Annotated in this window: 15 protein-coding genes; 11 read left to right on the top strand and 4 right to left on the bottom strand. The window is 64.9% G+C overall.

Annotation, left to right across the window (positions count from 1 at the left end; genetic code table 11):
• Window positions 1-197: 197 nt before the first annotated feature.
• Complete coding sequence (locus SPMU_RS03240; protein WP_088331891.1) at window positions 198-1,424, bottom strand: hypothetical protein; 1,227 nt, start codon at window positions 1,422-1,424, stop codon at window positions 198-200.
• A 507-nt stretch (window positions 1,425-1,931) separates the two neighbouring features.
• Here SPMU_RS03240 and SPMU_RS03235 point away from each other — a divergent pair.
• The 7 genes from SPMU_RS03235 (at window position 1,932) to SPMU_RS03205 (ending at window position 12,927) form a co-directional block, all read left to right on the top strand.
• Window positions 1,932-3,065, top strand: coding sequence for a ComEC/Rec2 family competence protein (locus SPMU_RS03235; RefSeq protein ID WP_088331889.1), 1,134 nt, complete (start codon window positions 1,932-1,934; stop codon window positions 3,063-3,065).
• Window positions 3,025-5,334 (top strand): anti-phage 6A-MBL system cap2_3 protein, encoded by a 2,310-nt coding sequence (locus SPMU_RS03230; protein ID WP_140418394.1) that lies wholly within the window; start codon window positions 3,025-3,027, stop codon window positions 5,332-5,334. The genes SPMU_RS03235 and SPMU_RS03230 overlap by 41 nt, the downstream gene beginning before the upstream one ends.
• Entirely contained in the window at window positions 5,334-5,948 is a 615-nt protein-coding gene (locus SPMU_RS03225) for a hypothetical protein (protein ID WP_088331885.1), read from the top strand. The genes SPMU_RS03230 and SPMU_RS03225 overlap by 1 nt, the downstream gene beginning before the upstream one ends.
• 31 nt (window positions 5,949-5,979) lie before the next feature.
• Window positions 5,980-6,903: a ComEC/Rec2 family competence protein gene (locus SPMU_RS03220; protein WP_088331883.1), complete on the top strand. Its 924-nt coding sequence runs from the start codon at window positions 5,980-5,982 to the stop codon at window positions 6,901-6,903.
• A 396-nt stretch (window positions 6,904-7,299) separates the two neighbouring features.
• On the top strand, window positions 7,300-10,731 hold the full coding sequence (locus tag SPMU_RS03215) for a serine/threonine-protein kinase (RefSeq protein WP_088331881.1): 3,432 nt from the start codon (window positions 7,300-7,302) through the stop codon (window positions 10,729-10,731).
• On the top strand, window positions 10,728-12,194 hold the full coding sequence (locus SPMU_RS03210) for a hypothetical protein (RefSeq protein ID WP_088331879.1): 1,467 nt from the start codon (window positions 10,728-10,730) through the stop codon (window positions 12,192-12,194). Before SPMU_RS03215 ends, SPMU_RS03210 begins: the two co-directional genes overlap by 4 nt.
• Window positions 12,184-12,927 carry a PP2C family protein-serine/threonine phosphatase gene (locus tag SPMU_RS03205; protein WP_088331876.1) on the top strand — a complete coding sequence of 248 codons (744 nt, stop codon included), beginning with the start codon at window positions 12,184-12,186 and terminating at the stop codon, window positions 12,925-12,927. The genes SPMU_RS03210 and SPMU_RS03205 overlap by 11 nt, the downstream gene beginning before the upstream one ends.
• 331 nt (window positions 12,928-13,258) lie before the next feature.
• On the opposite strand, the gene SPMU_RS03200 is transcribed toward SPMU_RS03205, so the two are convergent.
• On the bottom strand, window positions 13,259-14,179 hold the full coding sequence (locus SPMU_RS03200; protein WP_245832696.1) for a polysaccharide deacetylase family protein: 921 nt from the start codon (window positions 14,177-14,179) through the stop codon (window positions 13,259-13,261).
• Between the two features lie 98 nt (window positions 14,180-14,277).
• Window positions 14,278-15,969: a sensor histidine kinase gene (locus tag SPMU_RS03195; RefSeq protein ID WP_245832695.1), complete on the bottom strand. Its 1,692-nt coding sequence runs from the start codon at window positions 15,967-15,969 to the stop codon at window positions 14,278-14,280.
• 181 nt (window positions 15,970-16,150) lie between these two features.
• On the opposite strand from SPMU_RS03195, the gene SPMU_RS03190 reads away from it, so the two are divergent.
• Window positions 16,151-16,621 carry an Lrp/AsnC family transcriptional regulator gene (locus tag SPMU_RS03190; protein ID WP_281250981.1) on the top strand — a complete coding sequence of 157 codons (471 nt, stop codon included), beginning with the start codon at window positions 16,151-16,153 and terminating at the stop codon, window positions 16,619-16,621.
• Between the two features lie 149 nt (window positions 16,622-16,770).
• Here the strand turns inward: SPMU_RS03190 and SPMU_RS03185 are convergent, their stop codons facing one another.
• A complete protein-coding gene (locus SPMU_RS03185; RefSeq protein WP_088331870.1) occupies window positions 16,771-18,057 on the bottom strand; it encodes a hypothetical protein in 1,287 nt (428 codons plus the stop codon).
• Between the two features lie 125 nt (window positions 18,058-18,182).
• On the opposite strand from SPMU_RS03185, the gene SPMU_RS03180 reads away from it, so the two are divergent.
• The 3 genes from SPMU_RS03180 (at window position 18,183) to SPMU_RS03170 (ending at window position 22,084) form a co-directional block, all read left to right on the top strand.
• On the top strand, window positions 18,183-18,839 hold the full coding sequence (locus SPMU_RS03180; protein WP_088331868.1) for an SDR family NAD(P)-dependent oxidoreductase: 657 nt from the start codon (window positions 18,183-18,185) through the stop codon (window positions 18,837-18,839).
• A 111-nt stretch (window positions 18,840-18,950) separates the two neighbouring features.
• Complete coding sequence (gene gyrA, locus SPMU_RS03175; RefSeq protein ID WP_088331866.1) at window positions 18,951-21,737, top strand: DNA gyrase subunit A; 2,787 nt, start codon at window positions 18,951-18,953, stop codon at window positions 21,735-21,737.
• On the top strand, window positions 21,734-22,084 hold the full coding sequence (locus SPMU_RS03170) for a DUF952 domain-containing protein (RefSeq protein ID WP_088331864.1): 351 nt from the start codon (window positions 21,734-21,736) through the stop codon (window positions 22,082-22,084). Before gyrA ends, SPMU_RS03170 begins: the two co-directional genes overlap by 4 nt.
• Window positions 22,085-22,092 lie beyond the last annotated feature (8 nt).

Below are 22,092 nucleotides of genomic sequence, written 5' to 3'. Positions count from 1 at the left end.
GCAATGCAGTTTGCGGCACCGGCCGAACACCGCCTTGACCCATTCCCGGTCATCCAGCGGCATCTCGCTCCTTCCCGAAAGCAGACGTTCGTTCATTGCTGGCGACGACGCAGACAATGGTCGGCACATTGTACGCGGCGAGCGTCGATCCTCATCGATGGCCAGACTTGCAACACTCCAGCCCAACTTGGATCGAGCTACGCCGTCTTTGTAACGGACGTGGGGCGCCTCGAGACCGAGATCGCCGTCTCGGAAACGCCGCGGAGCAGACGGCGCCTCATCGCGCCTCGCCGATGGGCTCGGGCTGCCGCCTCCACGTCGATCCACATGACGAAGTCCTTGGGCGAGTAGTCGGCCGCTACCGACACCTCATCGAGCGGACGCGCATTGAAGAGCGCGGCGACGCCGGCATCGAGGTCGCCGCCGCCGAGGTTTGGACACCAGACGTTCGGCGGCTGGCCCGCCGGCACGATGCGGAACGGGTCCTCCTGGCGCGCCTCGAACATCTCCTGCGCCGACACCTTGATCACTTCAAGATGGTTGAGCAGGATGACTCCGTCCACCGCCGCGTATGGCACCCGGACGCCGTTGCGTCGATGCCAGGATCGCTCCTTCAGCAGACCGGCCTGCGAGTGGCTGAGCGCCGAGGTTGCCTCGAAAATGTGAGCGTCCCATACAACGACCAGCACTCCGGTGCGATCCTTCGTCGAAAAGGAATGGAACTTGCGCTCGGCGCTCGCTAGGAAGTCTTTGAGCACGTTGTCTCGGGGCAGCGTTGTTCCCTCGAGCATGCCGGGAAGCTCGCCAAGCGGGCCCCGCACTGGCAACTGCCTAGGATTGGCGTCCCGGCGGTCCTGATAGTCGATGAATGCTGGGCATTTGACCTCGAACAGCCACTGCCGCTCCGGAGTGTCGACGAGCACCTCCGGCCTTGCGCCGGTATTCGGATTTGTTGGCTCGAGCGTGAAGGTGGTCCCCTCGGGCCAATCCGCCTCGAAGAGCGTCCGGGCCACAAGCACTTCGCCGAGCTTCTGCACGAGCTGTTCGAATCCCGCTTTCCACCCAGCCCGGTTGTCGCTGGCGGGCATGTAGCGGATGTCAGCCAGTTCCGCGATGAACCGCTCGCCCGCACCAGACAGACGGCCTTCGATCACCTTGATAGCCTCCAAAAGTGACGAACCGAACGGAGTAACCGCATCTTCGGCCAGATGGACGCTCAGCCACGTCCGGCGACCTCCGGTCAGCCGGCGGTAGGTCTCGGCGAGACGCTCGTGGACATCCGTCACCAACGAAACCTCCTTCTGCGCGTGAGCAGGACTTGAGAGTGCGGCGTCGCCCCCTTCCTCGGAAGCGTCTCGCAGCGGTTCGGGCGTTCCGGTCGCAGCGCCTCCTGTCGCGGCGATGGCGAATTCATCGTCCGGCATGCTAATCATCCTCGGCTTCCTCTACCGCCACACGATCAGACCCGACCGCAGCAAGCAGTGATCCCGGCATTCGTGACAGACGGGCGGCCTCGGGTCGTAATTGTCGTCCTGACCATGATGCGCCGCACCATTGCAAGAAAGACACGAGCCGTTGATCCGCGCCGACACTCGACCAAGACCCCGCCTCAACCCGCCGACCACGACATTCGTGTAAATGGCTATTTACCTTCCATTGATCGGGTGCACACCGAACCCAAACATCGCGCATTGCAAGGAGACCGGTAAGAGTGACGATCGATCCCTCGACCGACGATTACCCGTCGGCCATTCACTGGGCTGTGAAGGCTTGCCCCCGTCAGTCGAGGCATCAGGCGGCTCGTCCTGCGCCGACCCACGCTCCTGAGAGGCCGCAACATGTGGATTAGTCCTAACACCTGATATACCACATCTTGAACGTCGATTATCATGTTCCCATATCGTTCTGAGTGCAGGCAGCGAGGATCGGCGATGCGCGGCGATTACAGGCTCACCAGCTTCGCATCCGGCTGCGGCGACAGCATCCTGATCGAGGCACACGACAAGGTCGTGATGATCGACATCCATTATCGGTCTGGCAGGGCGCAGGACGAGGACGACGACGAGGCGCCCGACTTCGCTTCTGACATTCGGGCCGCCTGCGGGAACGACCACCTCGACGTGTTCGTGTCGACGCACCCCGACAAGGACCACGTCGGCGGCTTCAGCAAGCTATTCCACTGCGGCTCGCCGGACAACTGGGACAGCGACCCTGAGGATTCCGATCCCAAGATCATCGTGGACGAGATCTGGTGCACGCCATACGGCCTCAATCCACACTATGTGACCGACCAGTCGAAGCCGATCACCGACGAGATCAAGCGCCGCAATGCCCTTCAAGGCACGTTCGCGGGCGAGCGTGATGGTAATCGGATCAAGGTTATGGACACCAGCCGCTTCTCCACGGGTGCCATCGTCACCGACTTCGAATGGCGGCTACTGGCGCCCACGCCCGCCGAATGGGATATCCCCAAGACAGCTGAAGGATGGCCGCCAGCATCGTCGAACCCGACCAGCCTCGTCATACAATGGACGATCCGCCGGTTCGGCGGCGAGAACCTGATTCTGACCTGCGGCGACACCTCGGTCGAGGTGCTGGAGAGGCTGGAAAAGGACGCCCACCGCAAGAACCCCGACCATCTCGCGTGGCACATCCTACTGGCGCCACACCACTGCTCGCGACGGTCGATCGGTCGGGTGCTCAACGGCGGCTGCAAGGACGAGGAATTCACCGACTCGGCCGAGGCATTGAAGGCGATCGGCGAGCAGCGCGGCAACGGATATGTCGTGTCGAGCAGCCGGCGCGTCGTTCGGGGCGGCGACACGCCTCCTTCATGGCACGCAAAGCGGCGCTATCTCCGCATCCTCGCCAACGGCGGCGAGATCACGGGGGCCGTCGAGGGCCGCTTCCGCTGCACCGGCGGGAACGGAACCGCCGACCTGCCAGCCCATGTCGTCTTCAACCTGACCAGCGGCGGCCCGACGCTCGCGCCCGCGAAAGTGCCGGCGACCGTGGGTCTCGGCGGTGGTGGCGCTGCGGTCGGCGGCGGCGGATCGTATGGCTGACGGGGGCGACGAGCCGGTCGAAGGCGAGATCGTCGCTGAGCCAGACCTAGTCCAGCTGCTAGAGATGGCACGCGTCCTGCAATCGCCCGGCGTCGTCGCATCGTCGATCGAACTGCGCCGCCTGGACGAAGGTGAGATACTGACCTTCGACATCATGACCGAGCCGACGGTCGAGGAACCGGCAGCCGATGTGCGCGAGATCGAGCGCATCCACTTCGTGTACCGGGAAGGCCACGCCTTCGGTCGGGCGGCACCCTACAACGTCCTCTGCGACCGCAACGACTTCCCCCGCAAGATCGGCCATCTGTGCTCGGGCGAGCCGGGATGCCGGGCGGCACCCTGCCTAGCGCTCGGCGGCATCCAGCCCATCTACGAGCGCGCCGGCATCGAAGCGATCATGACCCGCCTGCGCGACTTCCTGCGCGACGCCAAGACGGGCACCCTGATGATGGAGGGCTGGGAGCCGGTTCCGTTCGGCGTCGGCCAGAAGCTGCGGATGGGTCAGATCGAGCCACGCGTCTTCCAGGAGCACGCACTCGCCAACCCCGGTGCCGGCAGCGCGGTCGGCGTGGCGATCAACTTCGATGACGACGATCGCAAGCAGGTTTCCGTCTTCTCGCAGATCCTAGAGCGGCATGACGTCATCAAGGCGATCGGCTATCACAACGGGAACTTTGGCGGTAAGCGCCACGCGATACCCTGGCTGTTCGTCTGGCGCGAACCTTCCGCGGTCGAACGTGACCCGCTGTTCGAGAACTGGCGGACCGGCGCCGAGCTTCTGGAGGGCATGAGGGCGATCGGCGTCGACCGCGCCTTCGATGCGGCGGTCGGCGACCTGCTGACGAAGGAAGTCGACTTCCGCTGCCACCGCCCGCCGCTCGGCGGAAGGGCGATGGTGGTCATCATCGGGGTGTGGCGCCCCGCGCCGATCATGGACGCGTTTTTCGGTTATTCCAAGGACCCGGCGGCCCGACGCCTCGAACTGCGTGCGTTCCTGATCTCGCAGGACCGCGACAAGAACATCCTCGACGCCGACACCCGTATCGAGACGATTGTCGGCGACTATCCGCCTCGTCCATCGCTGATGCGCTGGGTGGCCGGCGTCGACCTGCTGCCGCCCGTCGCCCTGCTTGGGCATGGGGCGCTCGGCAGCGCTATACACGACAACCTCGCGCGCTCGGGAATGGAGGACGTGCTGGTGTGGGACAAGGACCGGATCCACCCCCACAACCTGGCCCGGCATTCAGCCCGCATGAAGGACATCTACGCCAACAAGGCCGATCAGGCGAAGCGCCTAGCCGACGCGCTCTGGCACGAAGATGGCAAATCGGCAGTCGTTCACGACGACATCGCCACCGCTGACATCGACGAACTGAAGGCGAGGACCGAGGGCCGACTGGTCATCGACGCCACCGCCGACGAACGGGTTCGGCTTCGGATGGACGAACTGAGCGCCTCGCCCGAGACGACGGTCATCCGGACCGAGATGTTCCACCAGGGTCGGCTCGGGATGACGTTCATGTCGCCGCCGGGCGGGCCCACCATGTCGGACATGATGCTCGCCACGATCGCGCTCGCGCCGGACAATGGCCACGTAGCAGCGTGGCTCAACTTCGAGGACCGGGATCCGCTCGGCCCCGATCCGCTGCTCTATGGATTCGGCTGCACTTCGATGACGGTGCATCTGCCCAAGCACGCGGTCGAGCAGCACGCATCGGTCGCCTGCACCGCCATCCTCGGCGATCGGAGCGAAGCCGGAATTCTGCTCAACCCGCTCGACGACCGGTTCCGGCCGACCGGTTCGCGCTGGGTGCCCATGGAGCCGTTCACGATCCTCCAGCCCGCCAGCGCCGACGACTGGCAGATCCGCGTGTCACCTTCAGCCGTAGCGGCCATGACGGCCGAGCGCATCGCCGCACTGCCGACTGAGACCGGGGGCTACCTATACGGCAGCTGGGATCCGACCCGTCGCGTAATCACGATCGTCCACGCGTCATCGCTTCCGCCCGGGTCGCAGGCGAACGAGACAAGACTCGAGCTAGGCAAGGCCGGCGGCACCCTGGCGGAGCGCCGGTTCACACGTCTTACCCGCGGCCGGATCTACCTGTGCGGCACGTGGCACAGCCACCCGGACGGATCCGCGCACATGTCTGGCCGCGACCACCGCGCCATGACCGCGCACGCGGACAGGGACGCACCCGAGCTGCGACCGACGCTGATGGTTATCGTGGCCCAGGACGACATCCAAGCGCATCTGAGGCTACCGTGATGGCTGACCTGCTCAAGACCGGCATCAACACGAAATACCTGGCACCAATCGTGGTGGCCTACGCCGCCGCGGCCGGGCTGCTCGGTCTCGACCGAGTGACGCAGGTCCAGACCCTGCTGCAACACGCAGCCTTTGCCGGCCTCGCTGGGATCGTGATGCTCGTCCTGCAGGAGCTGATCCCCCGCTCGCTGAAGGAGGTGCTCGTCTTCTGGCGGTTGCGCGACCGGCCTCCAGGCTGCCGGGCGTTCACTGGCATCGCGCCGAAGGACCCACGGGTCGATCCGACGGACCTGGCCATCCTGCTCCCGTCGGGGCCGATGACCCCGACTGAGCAGAACGCGCTCTGGTATAAGTGGCTGAAGGCGACGGACGGCGATCCGGCGATCGCCGACAACCACCGCCGCTTCCTGACCCTGCGCGACAGTGCCGTGCTTCTCGCACTGCTGACGCTGATCACGCCGACGCTGCTCCTCTGGACGGCGAGCAACCCCTATCGGATCCTAATGCTCGGCGGCGGAACGCTGCTCGCCTACGTCGTCGTCGCACTGTCGGCGCGCAACGCGGCCGTCCGCCTCGTCGGAAACGTCGTTGCCCGGAAGGTGGGGACGGCATGATGCGTCGGGTGACAGATAGGAAAAGCAGGTGATGAGGATCGACATCCACGACGTCGATCATGGCGGATGCACGGTCGTAACCGGCCCGTCCGGGCACCGCCTGATGCTCGATTGCGGACTATGCAGCGATCGTCCCTGGTATCCGTCCATCGCCTACAGGGGCGAGCGCATCGATACGCTGATGCTGATGAACCTGGACGAGGATCATTGCGAGGACCTGCCATACGTCTGGCGCGACTGTTCGATCGGTGGGTTGGTGAGCAACCCCACGGTAGACGCACGGGCGCTAAGGTCGATGAAGGCCGAATGCGGCATGCGGGCTGGCGTCGCCACCGCGACCGACATTCTCCAGCGCTTCGGTCCCGGCTTCCTGGGCAACTGGTCCAACGACCTTGGCGGTGTCGGCTGGCAGGTCTTCTGGAACCGCCACGGCGTCGACTTCACCGACACGAACAATCTCAGCCTGGCCGCATTCGTGCATTTCGGCCCCTTCACGATCCTGTTCGGTGGCGATCTGGAACGGGCGGGTTGGCGGCAGCTGCTGAAAAACCCGACCTTCCGCGCGAAACTGGCGACCACGAACGTGTACGTCGCGTCGCATCATGGACGAGAGAACGGCTGCTGCGACGAGGTGTTCGACTTCTGCCGTCCCGAGCTCGTCATCTTCTCCGATGGCCGCAAGCAGTATGGCACCCAGGAGACGCGGGACTGGTATGCCCGTCGCACCCGAGGCATTCCCGACCTCGGCGCGCCTGCGGGCCTGCTGGGGCAGCCGCTCCGCAAGGTCATGACCACGCGCCGGGATGGCACCATCACGATTGATATCGGTACGGATGGCAGGTTCTTAGTTTCGACCACGCGGAAGGACAGCGCACCGGAGCTGCCCGACCTTCTCGCAAGCCTTCGCTCGTTTGGCCATAACGATCCCAAGCGCCGGGGATCGGCGACGCGGTAAGCCAGCCTATCGGGTCCGCCGGAGTGCCGAGGCGAAGCGGACCAAGGAGCGTCCGCTTATCTTAGGTCGCTGCCCGAAAGCAGCCAATGCGCTTTCCACCACTTCGAGACTTCCGAAGTAGCATTGGTAGGCAAAATGATGGTGTCGAGCGCCGCCGGGAGTGCGTCGCGCGGCAAAGGCCGCGAGGGCCTGAGCATTGGCTGCCTTGGAGTATCGAACGGGGATTAAGCCGTTGAACGGGGTTGACCCTGATCGCCTGACGCAGTCAACCTTGACCCGGCATGCACGTCGCATTGCGGCGAATGAGGCGGGCACAGCGGGGGCGGTGGCGATGGTACAAACAGACGGCGTAGTTTCTCATTCCTCCACGGAGGGAAATCTCGGCATGACTAGGTCGTGAGTACATCGAACGCGAACGTCGCCGCGATGCTCAATGGCCGCTACTTCCTGACGGAGAACACGAGGCGTGGCGCACAGGCCACCGTCACGCAGGCGTTCGACACGCAGGCGAACAAAATGGTGGCCGTCAAGCGCGTCCCGTTCGGACCTGACGACGCCCGCGCACGCGAGGCCTTTCAGCGCGAGGCGACCGCCCTGCAGTCGCTTCGTCACGCGAACATCGTCGACCTGATCGAGATCGACCGCGACGACGAAGGACATTGGTTCATCGTGCTCGAGTGGATCGAGGACAACCTCGAGGACATCATTTTACGCGATGGCCCGATGACGTGGTCCGAGTTCTGGGACCGAGTCGGCGAGCCGGTACTCGATGCCGTATCGCTCGCCCAAAAGCGGCAGATCGCGCACCGCGACATTAAGCCGAAGAACATCCTGGTGACAGCGGATGGAACCACCAAGCTCGCAGACTACGGTATCGCGAAGCTCCTTGACAACGGTGGTTCCTGGGCACCGGTCCAGGGTCTCACCTTCCGCTTCGACCACACGCCCGGCTACACTCCGTCGAAGCCGGAGGACGAGCATCCGCTGACGCGTGACTGCTACGCCTTCGCAGCCGTGGCGGTCTCCTGCGTCACCGGCCGCATTCTAGAGAGCGATGAGGACCTGGGCACCGCGCTGCAGGAAGCTGTACTCCCGCAAATCGTGCGGCCGTTGATCGAGCGGTGCCTGGATCCCGACCCCGCACAACGGCCGCCGCTCGCCTCCGTGCTCAAGGCGCACCTAGAGGACGCGATCAGCCAGGGCGAGGTCCGCACCAGCGAGGCCACCGCCGTCTCGCTGCAGCTAAACCAGAAGACGCGAACCACGCTCGAACGACGCTTGGATAGCACCGAAGGCGGAGGGATCGAGGCGTTCGTGGCCAGCGAACTCGCGGAGGTCTGCGGCGTCATCCCCCGGCCGGCTGTCGATGGCGACGCCGAGCGGATAGACCTGATCGGGGCAACTTGGCGGTTCGAGGCGTTCGTCGCCGGCCGGGACCACGAGCTGCTCCACATCACCCAGGCGAGCGAGATTGGAGCCGCATTCGCCGCGGACCTGCGTGACTCCGGTCTCGTTCGACCGCTTCGCCCACTGTTCTCGCGGCCGCGAGACGCGAAGGACGCGGGCCAGCGGCTGCGGATGCTCATCGTCGAGGCCCGAGCAGCGCATGCCGCGCACAGGGCAGAGCGGGAGGCGCTCGCGACGCAGCGGATTTTCCGCGTATGGCGCGGCTACCTGCGCGACCGCGCCGACCTCGAGGCGCGCCGGAGCAGCGCGATCCCCTATGTAAACCGCGAGGTGGTCGGTGACCGTATCGTGTTCACCACGGAGATCGCGCAGACGGAGGCGCTCATCGGACAGGAGCGGGTGGTGACCTATCCCGGCGGAAAGGTCGCGGGACGGATTTCCGGGGTTGCCTTCAACATCGTGACGCTGGAGGTCACGAACGGCGACCCCTCGCGCACCCAGTGGCGCGGTGAGATCTCGATCAACACAATTGCCGCGCAGCGTGCACTCTCCCACCAGACCCATGCGCTCGACGCCGTGGTGTTCGACCGCGCCGTCAGCCCTCGCCTGAAAGCGATCGTGCTCGAGCCTAGCTGCGCACACGCGATCGTGCCGGTGCGCGGTACGCAGCCTTCGGACCCCGATGTCGACGAGGAGAAGCGCGAGATCCTCGCGCAGGCCCTTGGCGTCGAGGACGTGCTGGCGATCGAGGCCCCCCCCGGCACCGGCAAAACCAAGCTCATCACCGAGATTATCATCCAGTGGCTCCGCCGAAGGCCCGAGGACAGGATCATGCTCTCATCCCAGACGCACATCGCCCTCGACAACGTGCTGGAGCGCGTCGCGAAGGTGGCGCCCAACTTGGACATGATACGGATCGGGCGCCCGGATGAGCCCCGCATCTCCGAGGCCAGCAAGAAGCTCCTGCTCGACCGGCGGGTCGAGGGCTGGATCAAGGAGGTCAGACTCGCCGCCGAGAAGGACATGGAGCGGTGGGCGCGCGAGAACAACGTCGACCGTAAGGCCGTCGCAGTAGGCATGAAGGTGGAACGGCTCATGCAGCTGCTGCGCCGCATCGAGACGATCGATGAGCAGATCCAGGCTCGCCGGTCCGAACGCGACGCGGCGAGCGACGACGATTCAGCCGAGGCGACCGCCGACGCTCGCGAGTTGGACGAGACCACCACACAGATCGACAGCGAGATCGGCGAGCTCCAGCGCGAGACGAAGCGCCTCCGCCTGCAGGAAAATGACCTGCGGGAAGAGATGAACGGGCTGGGCGAATACGCCGCCGGTCTGTCGCAGTCCAACGACCCCCAGGAGCTGGCGGAGTGGGCGGTCCATCTCGTGGCCGCCGGCCCCATCGAGGAGGCGTGCAGGGATAGACTGCGGCTGCTGGAGGCCTGGCAGCTCAGGGTCGGCAGGTCGAGCGACTTCAACGCCGCCATGCTCTCAGCCGCACAGGTGATCGCAGGCACCTGCGTCGGTGTCGCCGGCGTGAAGGGGATGGAGGAGGTGGCCTACGACCTGTGCATCGTCGACGAGGCGTCGAAGGCGACGCCGACGGAAATCCTCATTCCGATGGTGCGCAGCAAGCGGTGGATCATCGTGGGGGATCCGAAGCAGCTCCCCCCCTTCTTCGAGGACTTCGGTGAGGACCTGCTTGAGAACTTCGACGATGCGGAGGTCCGCGCGACGCTGCTCGACCGATTGCTCGACGGCCAAAACGGGCTCCCCAAAACGAACCGCGCGCGTCTGCGCAACCAGTACCGCATGATCAAGCCGATCGGCGACCTGGTCAGCCAGTGCTTCTATGAGGGCGATCTGGAAAGCCCGATCAAGTCGCATGGGCTAAAGCTCGACGCCGCTTTTCCCAGACCCGTAATGTGGTACTCTACCCATGCGCTGGTCAACCGAAGCGAGCGCAAGGAGGGACAGACCTTCCGCAACCCGGCGGAGGTCGCTGCGATCCGCGCGTTGCTGCAGCGCCTCCAGTTCGTCGTCAAGGCGCAAAAGCGGCGGATCACCGTCGCGGTCATCGCGGGCTACACCGCTCAGGTCGAGGCACTGAGGGACATGGCTTCCCGCGGCGTAGCCGAGTGGCCCGACCTGGACGTGGTGTGCAACAGCGTCGACGCGTTCCAGGGGCGCCAAGCCGACGTCTGCATATACTCGGTGGTGCGCTCGAACGACGCCAACCGCCTCGGCTTCCTGAAAGAGCAGCCCCGCCTCAATGTCGCGCTGTCGCGTGGGGAAAGCGCACTCGTCATCGTCGGTGACCAAGTGTTCTGCAGGTCTGCGCGCGGCCGAAATCCGTTCAAGAAGGTAATCGAGCACATCGACCAGCACGAGGACACCTGCGCGATGGAGACGCTCGCATGACCCCGGCGGACGTCGCGCGCCGACACCAATTTCGCGAAGGCTTCACGCTTGTCGACTACGCAGAGGTCGGGCTGCCAGTGTTCCGGCTTACGATCGAGGCGGTGACGACCTCCTACCGATCTCTCCCCGCGATCCAGGAGTTCGTGATGCGCTGCATGGCGCTAGGCGAGGACGACGAGGATGCGATCGCGCGCATGCTTGGCCTCAAGCGCGAGCTCGTCGAGGGCTCGATGAACGGGCTGGTGACAGACGGGTTCGCTGCGCGCACCTTTATGCCCGGCGACGATTCGGCGTTCCGGCTTACGGAGGCGGGGGAGCACCGCCTTGCCGATGAGCTGGTGGAGGTCCCCCAGGAGGAGATGCTCGTCATCGACTACGATGGAATCCGGCGGACCCCGATAAGGCTTACCGGTCAAAGCGTGGTCCGCGCGGCGGAGCTGCGACAGCACGGCGCGGTGGAAATCCGTCCGTGTCCCGCCGAGCCTCCCGCCATCGCGGAGCTGCCGATCCCCGACGTCAGCCGCGTAATCCGCCGTCAGGGCGGCGAGGAGTTCCGACGCACGGTCCTGGCGCTCAAACGCATCGTCCGTCGCAACAACGTCTTCCAAGAGGCGATCGCCCTCGTTTACGCAGCGGAGCGGGGAGCCGAGGTCCAGGTGGCCTTCGCGATCGACGGCCAGCTCTCCGAAATCCACGAACGTACATTCTCCGAACACGGCGGGCCCCGCAAGATGGGCTTTCTGAAGGCGATCGCCGAGCATGACGGTCGACGGCGACTGGAGCGGCTCCTCGGCAAGGACATCATCCGGAGGCTTCCCGACGCGGCGCAGCTGCCCGCGATCCGCAAGGCGGAAGCGGACGCGCGGGAGGAGATGCGATCGACCGAACCCGCGGCCCAAGCCCAACGATCCGGGCGGGGTGGCCCGGCCGTCCTCGCTTGGAAAGCCGCGCAGGAGCGACTATCGCTCGCTCAGCACGACCTCGACACCTTCCCCATCCGGGAAATGGCGCCCTTCGAGCAAGACGAACTTCTTGAAGATGCGCTGAGGAACGCGCGAGGCTCGCTGATTATCACCAGCGCGGGCATCTCCGCGAGCATGGTCAACGGCTTCATGCTCCGCGATCTGGACCGGCTAGCCAGCGATAAGGTTGAGATCGACATCGCGTCCTTCATCAAACCACAACTCGAGGCGCGGTCCGGCGACGCCTACGATCCGGTGGCGGAACTCACCAAGCGATCGGAGCGGAAGGCGCTCAGGCTCGTGCAGATGAGGCGGGCGGAGCTGTTCTTCCTCATCCAGGACGAGGAGCTGGCGGTCATCTCGAATCGCCCGTTCTTGGGAGAGGTCGGCCGCCGCACCGGGTTCCAGCGGGTTGAGGGGCTCGTAGCTCGGTCACGCGAACTGGTGGTCTCGATCAGGGATTTGGCCATCGCCGCCACGGAGTTCCGGGATGCTAGCTAAGCATAGGGCTTGGGCCACGACTCACGCGGGCCTCGTGCGCGACCGCAACGAGGACAGCTGCCAGGTTGCGTCTTGGCGAAGCTCACCCGCAGAGGCCAACTGGCGGGGCAGCCTTGCGACGGAGCGGCTATGGGCGGCTGTCGCTGACGGTATGGGAGGGCATCGACGGGGCGAGCTAGCCAGTTCGTTGGTCATCGATTGCATCGCAGAAATGATCGACGAGGTGTCCGACGATACGGACATCCACCAGCTCATCGCGCAAGCTAACATGCGGCTCTTCCATGCCATGGCTGCGCCCGGGGGCAGCCCCGCTATGGGCAGCACGGTCGTCGGCGTGGTCGCCACTGGGCAGCGGGGATGGATATTCAACGTAGGTGACAGTCGCGCTTACCTGCTCACCGGCGACGAGATGCAGCAAGTAAGTGTTGATCACACCCCCAAGCTCGCGGCCGGCGACAGGCGCAGCCACGCCCTTACTCAGTCGCTTGGCGGAACGCTCACGCCCATTCCGCTGAAGGCGCACGTCGTCAGCTTTGACCCCCGAGCCGTTGAAGCAGTGCTGCTCTGCTCCGACGGTCTGACGGACATGGTCGACGACGACGAGATCGAGGCGCTGGTGCGGCGCAGTCCTGACGATCCCGCACAAGCGCTGCTCGGAGCTGCTCTGGACGCCGGGGGAGCTGACAACGTAACCATAGTGGTCGTGCACATGGCGAACCACATCAGCCGATAATTCGCGGCTAACACCTAGGTGGCGGTCAGGGCGGCTGCATATTGGTCAGCTTGGCACGGCACCGCAGAGAGACCCACTCCTAACGGTCGCGGATACACACTGGACTGTAGCACACAACCGAGTCACAAGGGTCCGCAATCCTGCAAAAACCGCGGAAATCCGTGGGTTTGGGGCGACGGTATCTCGGGTTCGAATCCTGTCTCCCCGACCACTTTTGCATGGCGCGCCATCGTGACCGATCACGAACGCATGCAACACGCGATCTACTGGGATAGCGGCGGAAGAACAGCGGGGCGGCGTCAGCCTAGGCGCCCGCCGGCGCCTCGCCTTCCTATCCGGCCGCTCGCGTCAACTCGCTTAGCGTGATCGGCCGAAATCCTTGCCGGTCCAGCAGATCGAGCATGACATCCCACCACTTCCTGAACCGCGCCGCCCCGGCCGCATCGCGCACATATGGTGTGTGACCCGGCACGAGACTGGGCGAATGGAAGGAAAAGGTCAGCAGGCGCCGATCATCTCGCGCCGCCTGCCGAACCGCCGCGCACGCTTCCTCGATCGACACGCCCTCGGGCGTGAGCGGCACGCGCGACAGCAACCCCGCACGCGCGAACAGGCCAGGTCCGCGCGGCAGCGCCGCAGCGATCCGGTGCCATTGGGTACCTGCCCTTCGCAGCATGCCGGTATAGATGGTGGTCAGCGGCACTTCGATCAGCGCGTCCGCCGGCCCGGTGCGGAACGCATCCGGACCGATTGCGCGATAATCGGGGCCGCCCTGGGCGAGATAGTCGTGATAAGCCCGTGCGGAGGTGTCGACACGATACCCGCGCGCCGCCAGCAATCCCAACGTTTGCGGGCCCAGCCCATAGCGTCCCGCCCGGAATGCCGTGGGCGCGGCGCCGAACGCCTTGGTGATCGCATCCGTCAGCGCGTCCAGCTTCTGTGCCTCCAACCCAAGCGGAAGATTGCCGCCGAACGAAAGCCGCGCGGACGGCTCTTCGACATGAGGCGGGTTCACCCACGGGTGAAGCTGCGCACCGATCGCGGATTTCCCATCGGCAGTAAGCGAGCGCAGCGTATCCGCGGCGCCGGGGTCGGCCACGACGGGATAGTCGCAGAGGTAACAAGGAAAAACGCCGCGATCAACGAAGCGGCGATGCATCTCCGGCAAGGCAGAAATCGCAGTTACAGACCGTGCCGCACGCGAAAAGGGCGCGGTCCAGTCGAACTCTTCCTCCGTATCCACGAATATCATGAAGCGTCGGCCAAAGTCGCTCGGCCAGGCAATCCGTTGCGTGGGCGCAGGCGGCGGCATTCGCCAGTAGTGCGCACCGGCGGGCGTCATGTTCGAGGCTATACTGCCTGACCTGTCGGCTGAGCCTCACCAAGCGCAGCAACGGCGATCGGAAGCGTGACGACGATATGGCTGGGTGCAATCGCCAGCCGTCCACCCAGTTGCGCCGCAAGATTACGGGCGAGGCGCAGGGCGAAGCCTGTTCCCAGCAGGGGCGTTCCTGGCGCGTCCATTGCGCTTTCGGCCTCCATGTTCAGGAGCCGATCCTCCGGCATGTCGGCAAGCGCGCGCGGAAAAGTTACCGTCACCATTGCTTCCGTGCTCACGCCCTTTGCGGCAGTTACGCGGATCGCTTCGTCGCTCTGCGCGGCCGAAATGAAGGTGGCCATCAGACGGCTCAGCAATCGCTCAGCCCCACGCTCGTCGCAGGCGATGGATAGCGCCGGATCACCTGGCACCAGGTCGAGTGTACAGCCGCGCGATCCAGCAAGGGGCTGAAGTTCAGCCACGACGCGCGCGACCAGTGGCGCAAGCTCGAAGACATCGGGGCGAAGCTCAAGCGCATGCCCCTCGATGCGAGCGGCCAGGTCGAGATCCTCGATCGTCGCGACCAAGTCCGCAGCCAGTAAACGAATGGCCGCTGCACGCTCACGGTACGGCGGCGCCACCGGGCCGAGCAATTGCGTTTCGATCAGCTCCGAAAAGCCTGCAATGGCATTGGTGGGGGTGCGCAGCTCATGCACCAGGCGCCTCAACCCCTCGGCATTGCTCTTCTCTGCCATCTGAGCCGCGAGGTGTTCGCTGCGGGCACGCCGCGCCGAACCGTGATAGCCGATGAACTGCCCGGTTGCCGGATCAAAGAGGGGAACCGCGGAGATCCGCCATGCGCCGGCGAGCATCCCCGGCTGGCCCAGCGTGAGACAGGCATCGGTGACGCTGATCCGCTGCCGAAAAGCATCGCGCACCACGGCATCTGCTATGGCATCGCCGAATGCGGCTTCCCCGATCAGCCTCGCGCCGATCAACGCGCCTCTCGGCATGGCATCGGTCCACCGCACCGTGCCCTCCGCATCCGTCTGGAAGCGGAAGTGATCAACGGCGGGCATGGCCGGCAAGGTCGCTGACGGTGTGCGTTGCTGCTGGTAGCTAGCGATCCGATCGACGAGTTCTGCGATGTCGAACCCGCCGGCAGCGGATGGTTGCCGGTCGGTTTCGGCCGGCATCTGGAGCGCCCCGGCCACATCCTTGCCCGGCGAGTTGATACTCGGCGTCACGGAGCCGAGCTCCAGCGCGTCGAGCATGGCATCTGCCTGAGGCTCAGGCGTGTAAGCGAGCGTGAAGTCCGTCGAGCCAAAGCTCGCCAATGCGCGCTCTACGTCACGGCCAAGGTCATCCCGCCGCCGGAGCGCCGCCCGCCCGCCCGGGCCAAGCTGAGGGATCAACGAAATCCAATGTTCCGATGACAAGCGCGCCGCGCGCAGCGCCGCGGACGCGACGCTCTGCTCGTCCTCTGCAAACATGGCAACGAGCTCGACCGGCGGCTGCCCCAGGGCGAAGCTGCGCGCCACCGCGGCGCGCACGGAGGCGGGCACCTGGTCGCGCAACACGCGCAGGCGCCCGAGAGTCTCGCTGTCTGCAGCCACCCGCTCACGCGCGATCAGATCGGCAAGTTGCCGAAATGTCGCCTGTGCACCGAAAGCGGTGGAGGCGTCCGCAGCCAAGACCGTCTTGAGGCTATCGTCGAACCGCACCCACTGCCCCATTCTCCAGCCGACCGAACCGCCCGCCGGTCTCGCTCGTAGCTGACCCATACACCCGGGAAAACAAAAGAATCGTCACCAAGCCAACGCCCGACAATTGCGTTGGCACGCAACTATCCTATAGAGGAAGCTATGTTCCTGATTGAAATGCTGCGCGCAGCGGGTGTTTTCTGTGCTTGACCGGATCGATCGACAGATCCTGTCCCTGCTACAGGAAGATGGCCGAATGACGAACGTTGATTTGGCCGAACGCGTCGGGCTCACCGCGCCGCCATGTCTGCGCCGGGTGCGATCACTGGAGCAAGCGGGGGTGATCCGCGGCTATCATGCGGATTGCGAACCGGCGATGCTCGGTTTTCCCATAACCGTGTTCGCCATGGTGAGCTTGCGCAGCCAGGCAGAGCATGACCTTGCTGCGTTCGAACGCCATGTCGCCGGGATCCCCGAAGTACGCGAATGCCACATGCTGAACGGCGAGATCGACTTCATCCTGAAGATCGTGGCCTCCGACCTTGAGTCCTTTCAGCGCATCCTGACCACCCATCTGACCGCGGCGCCCAATGTCGCCAGCGTCAAATCATCGCTGACGATCCGCACCGCAAAGGCGGCGCCCGGCGTGCCGATCGTGGTCCCCGCCGAATAATAAAGCGACGGTAGCGGACGTGTTGCCACTCCGTCACGCGCCTTGCCAGACGATCTGAACGGCCTGCTGTTCCTCCGCGCTGCGCCGACGCCACAAAAAAGGGGCAGCCGAAGCTGCCCCTTTATCTCGATGACGCTGATCGCGATGGATCAAGCCGACGGCGGATTGTCGAGCAACAGCGTCCAGAACGACGCAATGTCGGTCCGCGGCGCGGCCTTCACCTCGGCAAAGGCCGCTTTGGCGGCTGCCTTGTCGCCCGAATTCGCAAGCGCGATGCCCATGTGAGTGTTCACCACATCCGCATCGACACCGCCCTTCTGCAGCGCGACCCGATACAGCTCGACCGCCTTGGCGTGGTTGCCCATGCCCATATAGGCGTCGCCCGTGTTCAGCGCGATGCGGCCGTTGGCGCCGGCCTTGGCTTTCGCCTCGACCGGGGCAAGCGAGCCCTCGCTGGCGATCGCCTGATTGGCGACCCGCAGCAGATCCGCGGCGCTACCTGCCGGAAGCTTGCCGGCCGCCCTGCCTTCCTCGATCACGGCCTTGGCCTCGTGCGGCAGGCCCAGATCATAAGCCCACTGCGCATAGATCTCGTAATCATACTGATCAGCGAGCGCCTTGGCGGAGCGCATCAGGCGATACAGGTCAACCTTCTGCCCCTTGTCCAGCGTCACGGCGCTCTGCTGGGTCAGGCCATAGGTCACGATGCCGTCGCGCCAGTTCTGCTTGGTCGGGTAAGCGACGACCCACTTCTTGATCCAATTGGCGGTCTGCGGCCCCATGCGCTTCTTATTGGTCTGCGCGATGGCGTACTTGTACAGATCCTCGCTCGGCTTCTGGCCAGCCGCGACCTGCGCGTCGATCGCCTTTTCCAGCTCGGCCGTACCGCCAGCGACATCGCCAGCGTCCATCTTCAGCTTGACCATCTGCAGCGGCAGGTTCGGATCAGAATAGCCGAGTTGCTGCGCGCGCTGGAAATAGTTGATCGCGCCGACATTGTCCTTGGCGTTCGCAGCCATAACGCCAAGCTGGAAGTTATACTTGGCGACGTCGACCGCTGGCGTCTTCGGATTGGCGATCAGCGTTTCCAAGGGCGCCTTCAGCCCCTGATCGCTCACCTGCTGATTGGCGGCGCGTGCTTCCTGGATCTTCTGTGCTTCCAGCTGAAGCTGAAGCGCTGCAACGATGTAACGATCGTCGTCGGACTTCACGACGCCCTGCGCCGTCGTCAGTTGGGTTGCCGCGGTGGCATAATCCTTGGCCGCAAGCGCCTTCTGCGCTGCGCCGGCCGCAACCTGAACCTCCTTGCTGAGCTTCAGCGCCGGCGCCTTCTGCTCGTCCTGCTTCTTTTGAGCGATCGCGGGCGGGGAGACAGCGATGCCCGCCGCGCCGGCCATCAGCGCGGCCGCGAAGGCAACGCGGGAAATGCTCTTCATTGAAACTGCTCTCCTCTTCGGGCGTGAATACTTGCGCCTGCGCTTAATGCCCTCATGCCGCTCCATCAAGGAAGGGCGCTGAATGAACATTGAACGTAAGTGTTTGCGCGCCTAGCCCCGCGATCATGGAAACGGTGATCATTGGCGCCTCCGGCGGGATCGGCGCTGCGCTGGCAGATGCGCTGGAGGACGAAGGCGCCGCGGTACAGCGCCTTTCTCGTCCCGACCTGGACCTGACGGACGAGATGTCGATTGCCCGGGCCGCGGCAAATGCGGGAAGCCCGGAGCTGGTCGTGGTTGCGACGGGCCTGCTGCACGAGGGTGAGCACGGCCCGGAAAAGGCGCTTCGAGATCTCGATCCGGTGTGGCTGGCACGACAATATGCGGTAAACGCCATCGGGCCGGCTCTGGTTGCAAAACACTTCTTGCCGGTCATGCCGCGCAATGCCCGGTCCGTGCTGGCGATGATGTCCGCGCGGGTCGGCAGCATTTCCGACAATCGGCTTGGCGGCTGGTACGGTTATCGTGCCAGCAAGGCGGCACTGAACCAGCTTGTGCGGACGCTGGCGATCGAGGACAAGCGCCGCAACGAGCGCGGCATCGTGGTGGCGCTCCACCCCGGCACCGTTGACACGCGATTGTCCAAGCCTTTCCAGCAGACAGGACGTGACCTGTTCGCACCGGATCGTGCGGCGGTGCAGCTTCTCGACATGATCGACGGGCTGAAGCCGCAGGATAGCGGCAAACTCTTCAGCTGGGACGGCACCGAAATCGCCCCGTAAGCGCGCGCGAGGCCACCAGCCGGCCCTTCGCGCGCACGTACGCGCGCGTGACATTTGGGTTGCAGCCTCCTAGAGCTGGGCGATCACGAAACCCATAGTGAAAGAAGCGTTTTGACCGACGAGACCGTCCTCGCCGACCCATCGGACATTGCCCCGATCTCCATCGTCGAGGAAATGAAGACCAGCTATCTCGATTACGCGATGAGCGTGATCGTGGCACGCGCGCTCCCCGACGTTCGCGACGGTTTGAAGCCGGTGCACCGGCGCATCCTCTATTCGGCGAACGAAAGCGGCTTCACTTACAACCGGCCGTACCGCAAATCGGCCCGCATCGTCGGTGACGTGATCGGTAAGTACCACCCGCACGGCGATACCGCGATCTATGACGCCTTGGCGCGCATGACGCAGGATTGGTCGATGCGCGCGCCGCTGATCGACGGCCAGGGCAACTTCGGCTCGATGGATCCCGATCCGCCCGCCGCCATGCGTTACACGGAGGCGCGCCTGTCGCGCGTCGCCGATTACCTGCTCGACGATCTCGACAAGGATACCGTCGATTTCCAGCCGAACTACGACGGCTCGGAAAGCGAACCGTCGGTGCTGCCGGCGCGCTTCCCCAACCTGCTCGTCAACGGCGCGGGCGGCATCGCGGTCGGCATGGCGACCAACATCCCGCCGCATAATCTCGGCGAAGTGATCGACGCGTGCCTCGCCTATCTCGACCGCGCGGTCAGCGGCGCGGAACCGCTCACGACAGAAGAACTGATGGAGATCGTGCCAGGGCCGGACTTCCCGACCGGCGCCGTCATCCTCGGCCGCGCCGGCGCGCGCAGCGCCTATGAGACCGGCCGTGGCTCGATCATCGTGCGCTCGCGCTACAAGATCGAGGAAGGTCGCGGTGAGCGCCGCTCGATCGTGCTCACCGAAATCCCGTACCAGCAGGGCAAGAACGCTCTGGTCGAAAAGATCGCCGAGGCCGCCAAGGACAAAAGGATCGAGGGCATCGGCGATGTCCGCGACGAATCGAACCGCGACGGCGTCCGCGTCGTGATCGAGCTGAAGCGCGATGCGACGCCGGAAGTGGTGCTGAACCAGCTCTGGCGTCACACGCCCGCGCAGGGCAGCTTCCCCGCCAATATGCTCGCGATCCGCGGCGGCCGCCCCGAAATGCTGCCGCTGCGCGAGATCATCGCGGCGTTCGTGCAGTTCCGCGAGCAGGTGATCACCCGCCGTTCGAAGTTCGAACTCGCAAAGGCGCGTGATCGCGCGCACATCTTGCTCGGCCTGGTCATTGCGGTAACGAACCTCGACGAGGTCGTGCGCATGATCCGCGGCTCGTCCTCGCCTGCCGAGGCACGCGCGAAGTTGATGGCACGCGATTGGCCGATCGCCGAGATCGCCGGCTACATCAAGCTGGTCGAGGCGGTCGAAACCGAGATCACAGGCGACACGTATCGTCTGACCGAGATCCAGGTCCGCGCGATCCTCGACCTGCGCCTCCATCGCCTCACTGCGCTCGGCCGCGACGAGATCGGCGACGAGCTCAAGACCCTTGCTGAATCGATCGCCGAGCTGCTGGCGATCCTCGCTGACCGCGTGAAGCTCTACGCCGTAATGCGGGAGGAATTCACCGAAGTTCGTTCACTCTTCGCCACTCCGCGCCGCACCGAAATCGCCGCTGCCGCCGACGGCATCGATGACGAGGATCTGATCGAGCGTGAGGACATGGTCGTGACCGTGACCATGCAGGGCTATATCAAGCGCACCCCACTGGAGGCGTTCCGCGCTCAGGCGCGCGGCGGCAAGGGCCGCAGCGGCATGGCGACCAAGGACGAGGATGCCGTCACCAGCCTGTTCGTCACCTCGACGCACACGCCGGTGCTGTTCTTCTCCACCCTGGGGCGTGTGTATCGCATGAAGGTGTGGCGCCTGCCGGAAGGCAGCGCGAACACCCGCGGTCGCCCGATGATCAACCTTCTGCCACTTCAGCCGGGCGAGACGATCTCCACCGTCCTGCCACTGCCGGAGGACGAGGCGGAATGGGGCAAACTCCACGTCATGTTCGCCACCTCCAGGGGCAGCGTGCGGCGCAATTCGATGGACGCGTTCACCAACGTGCCGTCGAACGGCAAGATCGCGATGAAGTTCGAAGGCGACGATGCGGACGATCGCCTGATCGGCGTCGCGCTGCTCGAGGAGAATGATGACGTCCTCCTCGCCACGCGTCAGGGCAAGGCAATCCGCTTCCCGGGCGACGACGTGCGCGAATTCCAGAGCCGCAACTCCACCGGCGTGCGCGGCATGCGCCTCGCACCCGGCGACGAGGTAATCTCGCTCTCGATCCTTCATCGCACCGGCGCGACGCCGGAGGAGCGCGAGGAATATCTTCGCTTCGCCCCGTGGAAGGCGACCGAGCGCGAAGGCGAGCCGCAGATCGACATGACGCGTTTCGAGCACCTCCGCGCGCATGAGCAGTTCATCCTCACCGTGTGCGCCAACGGTTACGGCAAGCTGTCCTCGGCATTCGAGTATCGCCGCACCGGCCGCGGTGGTCAGGGCATCACCAACATCGACAATATCGCGCGCAACGGCCCGGTCGTGGCGAGCTTCCCGGCCAGCAAGAACGATCAGCTGATGCTCGTCACTGATCAGGCCAAGCTGATCCGCATGCCGCTTGCCAGCTTGCGCGTCATTGGCCGCAACTCCGCCGGCGTCCGTCTCTTCAACGTCGGCGACGGCGAGCATGTCGTCGGTTGCGCGCGCATCGATGAGGAGCCGGAGCCCGAGAATGCCGCAGAGGAAGCGGTCGCCGCGGAACTGTCCGCGCCTGAAATCGCTCCGGACACCGGTGCGACCATCGGCGATGACGCCGCTGCCGGCCCGGAGGGTGGACAATGACCAAGCCGATGACAGCGTATAAGGTGTTGACCGGCGAACAGATGGCGGCGCTGGAACACGATGGCAGCTTCGCGGGCGCGCCGGTCGATCTGCAGGACGGCTACATCCACATGTCCACCGCCGCGCAGCTCACCGAAACCGTCGACAAGCATTTCGCCGGTCAGGACGATCTGCACGTCGCAGCCGTGGATCTCGAGGCGGTGGGCGACAAGATCCGCTGGGAAGAAAGCCGCGGTGGGCAGCTCTTCCCGCACCTCTACGGTACGCTGACGCTTGATTCCGTGGTTGCCTATAGCCCGCTTGAACGGCTCGATGATGGAACGGTGCGGCTGCCCGTCACCGGCTGACGTAACGT

This window comes from Sphingomonas mucosissima (assembly GCF_002197665.1).
In the GTDB taxonomy this organism is placed as follows: domain Bacteria; phylum Pseudomonadota; class Alphaproteobacteria; order Sphingomonadales; family Sphingomonadaceae; genus Sphingomonas; species Sphingomonas mucosissima.
Note: the sequence above shows the minus strand (reverse complement) of the source record. Positions and strands in the feature narration are given on the sequence as shown.

Coding starts and splice junctions, on each gene's coding strand:
- SPMU_RS03200 (WP_245832696.1), bottom strand. CDS start 14,179: ATGATATTCGTGGATACGGAGGAAGAGTTCGACTGGACCGCGCCCTTT.
- SPMU_RS03225 (WP_088331885.1), top strand. CDS start 5,334: ATGGCTGACCTGCTCAAGACCGGCATCAACACGAAATACCTGGCACCA.
- SPMU_RS03205 (WP_088331876.1), top strand. CDS start 12,184: ATGCTAGCTAAGCATAGGGCTTGGGCCACGACTCACGCGGGCCTCGTG.
- SPMU_RS03220 (WP_088331883.1), top strand. CDS start 5,980: ATGAGGATCGACATCCACGACGTCGATCATGGCGGATGCACGGTCGTA.
- SPMU_RS03180 (WP_088331868.1), top strand. CDS start 18,183: ATGGAAACGGTGATCATTGGCGCCTCCGGCGGGATCGGCGCTGCGCTG.
- SPMU_RS03235 (WP_088331889.1), top strand. CDS start 1,932: ATGCGCGGCGATTACAGGCTCACCAGCTTCGCATCCGGCTGCGGCGAC.
- SPMU_RS03240 (WP_088331891.1), bottom strand. CDS start 1,424: ATGCCGGACGATGAATTCGCCATCGCCGCGACAGGAGGCGCTGCGACC.
- SPMU_RS03170 (WP_088331864.1), top strand. CDS start 21,734: ATGACCAAGCCGATGACAGCGTATAAGGTGTTGACCGGCGAACAGATG.
- SPMU_RS03210 (WP_088331879.1), top strand. CDS start 10,728: ATGACCCCGGCGGACGTCGCGCGCCGACACCAATTTCGCGAAGGCTTC.
- SPMU_RS03185 (WP_088331870.1), bottom strand. CDS start 18,057: ATGAAGAGCATTTCCCGCGTTGCCTTCGCGGCCGCGCTGATGGCCGGC.